The 3,764-nt window shown below is 65.3% G+C and carries 4 protein-coding genes and 1 pseudogene; 3 read left to right on the plus strand and 2 right to left on the minus strand.

Features of this window, described 5'->3' with window-relative positions:
* From V6M49_RS07865 to V6M49_RS07875, 3 genes and pseudogenes are all read left to right on the plus strand, one after another.
* Nucleotides 1-369, plus strand: a pseudogene (locus V6M49_RS07865) (tryptophan--tRNA ligase); the annotation flags it as partial.
* Between the two features lie 4 nt (nucleotides 370-373).
* Nucleotides 374-970 carry a 2'-5' RNA ligase family protein gene (locus tag V6M49_RS07870; protein ID WP_246848738.1) on the plus strand — a complete coding sequence of 199 codons (597 nt, stop codon included), beginning with the start codon at nucleotides 374-376 and terminating at the stop codon, nucleotides 968-970.
* A gap of 37 nt (nucleotides 971-1,007) precedes the next feature.
* Nucleotides 1,008-2,090: a YihY/virulence factor BrkB family protein gene (locus V6M49_RS07875; RefSeq protein WP_332760779.1), complete on the plus strand. Its 1,083-nt coding sequence runs from the start codon at nucleotides 1,008-1,010 to the stop codon at nucleotides 2,088-2,090.
* Here V6M49_RS07875 and V6M49_RS07880 read toward each other — a convergent pair.
* Both V6M49_RS07880 and V6M49_RS07885 read right to left on the minus strand, forming a co-directional pair.
* Nucleotides 2,047-2,817: an alpha/beta hydrolase family protein gene (locus V6M49_RS07880; protein WP_141139830.1), complete on the minus strand. Its 771-nt coding sequence runs from the start codon at nucleotides 2,815-2,817 to the stop codon at nucleotides 2,047-2,049. The two genes, V6M49_RS07875 and V6M49_RS07880, sit on opposite strands and share 44 nt — an antisense overlap.
* Before the next feature lie 94 nt (nucleotides 2,818-2,911).
* The gene (locus V6M49_RS07885) at nucleotides 2,912-3,694 is read right to left on the minus strand and encodes a succinate dehydrogenase iron-sulfur subunit (RefSeq protein ID WP_058929685.1); all 783 of its coding nucleotides are present in this window, start codon (nucleotides 3,692-3,694) and stop codon (nucleotides 2,912-2,914) included.
* Nucleotides 3,695-3,764 lie beyond the last annotated feature (70 nt).

Here is a 3,764-nt window from a genome sequence, read left to right on the forward strand (position 1 = left end):
GCGAAGCGCATCAAGTCCGCGGTCACTGACACCGGATCCGAGGTCCGGTTCGATCCCGAAGCCAAGCCCGGGATCTCCAACCTCCTCACCATCTACTCCACGCTCACCGGAAAGTCCGTGGCTGAGCTGGAGACGGAGTACGAGGGCAAGATGTACGGCCACCTGAAAGTGGACCTTGCGGAGATCATGGTGGACTTCATCACGCCGCTGCGGAACCGCACCAACGAACTGATGGCTGACCCGGCCGAGCTGGACCGGCTGCTGGCCCAGGGCGCCGAGCGGGCCAGGGAAATCGCCGCAGTGACCCTTGGCCAGGTCTATGAGCGCATGGGCTTTCTGCCGTCCCTCAGCCTCGCAGGGGTCCGCTAGCTCGATGTCGGCCGCCAGCAATGTCAGTGAAGGAATGAGCGTAGGCGTCATTCTGGGCTTCCCCCCTGCCATCGCCGAGGAACTTCAACGGTGGCGCGCCTCCTTCGGGGACCCCATGGCGGGGGTGGTGCCCGCGCACATCACGCTGGTCACCACCACGCCCACCCAGGACTGGGCAGCCACCCAGGCGCACGTCCGCGACGTGGCGCGGCGGCAGGTCCCGTTTATGGTCACCATTGCCGGGACCGGAACGTTCCGGCCGGTCTCCCCCGTGGTTTACATCAACGTCGAGGACGGCTTCGACTCCTGCGTGGAGCTCCACGAAAAACTCCAGACCGGCCCGCTGCAACGCGAGTTGCCGTTCTCGTACCACCCGCATGTCACCATCGCCCACGATGTCGCGCCCGAAAGCCTGGACGAGGCCGAAACGGTGCTTGAAAGTTACCGGGCAACGTTCCCGGTGGTTAGCATGGGACTCTACGAGCACGATGCCGACGGCATTTGGCAGCTACGGGAAGAGTTGGACTTTGGGACCGAAACTGACGACGGCGGGTCCTTCGCCGCGGACGCGGACGCAAACGGAGCCACCGCTCCCCACTGAACAGGCCCGCCTGAAGCTCGCCGTCATCCAGAAACGGATGGAGTGGGGCAAAGCCAGAAGGTCCGGCGGCGGCCCGGTGGCCAGCTCGCTGGCGATGCTCCAGTGGCTGCTGGCCAGGCTTAATGCCTTCCGCCCGATGCGCGCGTGGCAGCACTACAACCTCCAGCACGGCCCGTTGATGAGCGCGGGCATCGGCTTCAACATGTTCTTCTCCATCACCGGCCTGTTGGCCACGGGTTTCTCCGTTGCCGGCCTGGTGCTGCGGGGCCAGCCTGCCCTGCTGGACACCATCATCGGCAGCGTGGCCCGGAGTGCGCCCGGACTGCTGAAGGTGGGCGGGGGAGAAGGCTTGGTTGATCCGAATGACCTCCTGAACCCGGACGGCCTCGGCTGGACCGCCGTGATCGCCGCCGTGGTTACGGTCATCACGTCCCTGGGCTGGATCGCCGGACTCCGCGACGGCCTGCGCGGTGTGGTGCGGTTGCCGCCTCTGAAGATCAACCCGATTGTCCTCAAACTGCGCGACGCCGGCACCCTGCTGCTCCTGGGAGTGGCCCTGGTGATCAGCGCCGGAGCGTCCCTGGTGTTCGGCACGGCGGCCGGCTGGGTCACCGACTTCCTGCAGCTGGAACCGGCGGTGGCAGGTCCGCTGACCACCGTGATCAAGATCGGTGTGCCGCTGACGCTCAACTGGGTCACCGCCGTCATCATGTTCCGGCTGGTCGGTGGGCTCAAGCTCTCCCGGCGGGCACTCCTGGAGGGGACCATCCTTGCCGCGGTGGGCACCACCGTCCTTCAGGTCTTCAGCACTGAACTGCTGGCCGGTGCGGGACGGAACCCCATCCTGGCGCCGTTTGCCATCATCATCGGCCTGCTGATCTGGTTCAACCTGGTCAGCCAGGTCTACCTCGTGTCCGCCGGCTGGTCCACCATCCGTGAAGAGGACCTCAGGAGCGAACCCGCAGGCCAGGACAAAGCCCTGTGGGGCTCCCGGCAGGTCCAGCCCGGCAAAGTACCCGTGGTGGGCCACAGCGACGGAAAGGGCCCCGGCGCCGGGCACCAGGGCAGCCCGGCAGTTACTTCCCGGCGTCGAGGTACTGGTCGGCCCAGGCAGAAATAATCCTGGCGGCCCGGGCTGCCTGGCCCTTGCCGGTCAGCAGGTGGTCGCTGCCTTCGAGTGAGACGAAGTTCCGCGGATGGCGCGCCGTCTGGAAGATGGTGCTGGCGTTCTCGATGCCCACAGTGTTGTCCGTGGGGGAGTGGAGGACCATCAGAGGCCTGTGCAGCTGCCGGATGCAGTCCGTGAGGTCCGCGTTCTCCAGGTCCTCCACAAAGTGCTTCCGGATCTCCACGCGTTTCCCGCCGAGGTCCACTTCGGCGCTGCCCTCGCTGAGGATCTTGTCCAGTGCGGCGTCAAAGACGTGGGCCACGTGCTTGGGTGAGAACGGGGCGGCCACTGTTGCGACGGCGTCGAGCTCCGGGATCTGGCGGGCGGCCGAAAGCACCGCCGCGCCACCGAACGAGTGGCCCACCAGCAGCGAGATGGCCCTCCCTTGGTTGCGCATGAACTCGGCGGCCACAACGGTGTCCGCCACTTTGTGGCTGAAGGAGCCCTCCGACCAATAGCCGGCGGACTCGCCCAGCCCCAGGTTATCGAAACGGAGCATCCCGATGCCGGTGTCAGCCAGGGCCTTGCACATGCGGGACGCCGCGGGGCTGTCCTTGCCCAGCGTGAAGCCGTGCGAGAAGACACCCCAGCCCCGTACCGGCCCCTCCGGGACGTCGATGATGCCGGACAGGAGCTCGCCGGTGGATCCTTCGAAGCTGACTTTTTCGGAGCGGGACATCGCGTGCTGCTTTCGTTCGTGGCGTCAGGTGTTAAACAACGACGGCGCCCATCCCACCTAAGGTGGGTGACGCCGTCGTAAGCAAGAACCTGAATTAGATCTTACGGGAGAGAATTGCCTGCTTGACCTCGGCGATCGCCTGGGTCACCTGGATGCCGCGGGGGCATGCTTCGGAGCAGTTGAAGGTGGTGCGGCAACGCCACACGCCTTCCTTGTCGTTCAGGATCTCCAGGCGCATGTCGCCGGCATCATCACGGGAATCGAAGATGAAGCGGTGGGCGTTGACGATCGCGGCCGGGCCGAAGTACTGCCCGTCGGTCCAGAACACCGGGCAGGAGGACGTGCACGCCGCGCAGAGGATGCACTTGGTGGTGTCGTCGAAGCGCTCACGGTCCTCGGCGGACTGCAGGCGTTCCTTGGTGGGCTCGTGGCCCTTGTTGATCAGGAACGGCATGACTTCGCGGAAGGACTGGAAGAACGGCTCCATGTCCACAATCAGGTCCTTCTCCACCGGCAGGCCCTTGATGGGCTCAACGGTGATGGGCTTGGTGGTGTCCAAGTCCTTCAGGAGCGTCTTGCAGGCAAGGCGGTTGCGGCCGTTGATGCGCATGGCATCGGAACCGCAGACACCGTGGGCGCAGGAACGGCGGAACGAAACGCTGCCGTCAATTTCCCACTTGACCTTGTGCAGGGCGTCCAGCACGCGGTCGGTGCCGTACATGGTCACCTTGAAGTCGTCCCAGGTGGCGTCCTCGGACACCTCAGGGTTGTAACGGCGAACGCGCAGGGTGACGTCGAACGTGGGGATCTCTCCGCCGCCTCCGATGTGTGCGGGCAGTTCGATCTTGGAGGCTGGCTCAGCAAGTTCAGCGGTCATCTTAGTACTTCCTCACCATCGGCTCGTAGCGGGTAAAGACAACCGGTTTGGTGCCCAGACGGATGCCGGC

The sequence above is a fragment of the Pseudarthrobacter sp. genome, assembly GCF_036675385.1.
Lineage (GTDB): Bacteria > Actinomycetota > Actinomycetes > Actinomycetales > Micrococcaceae > Arthrobacter.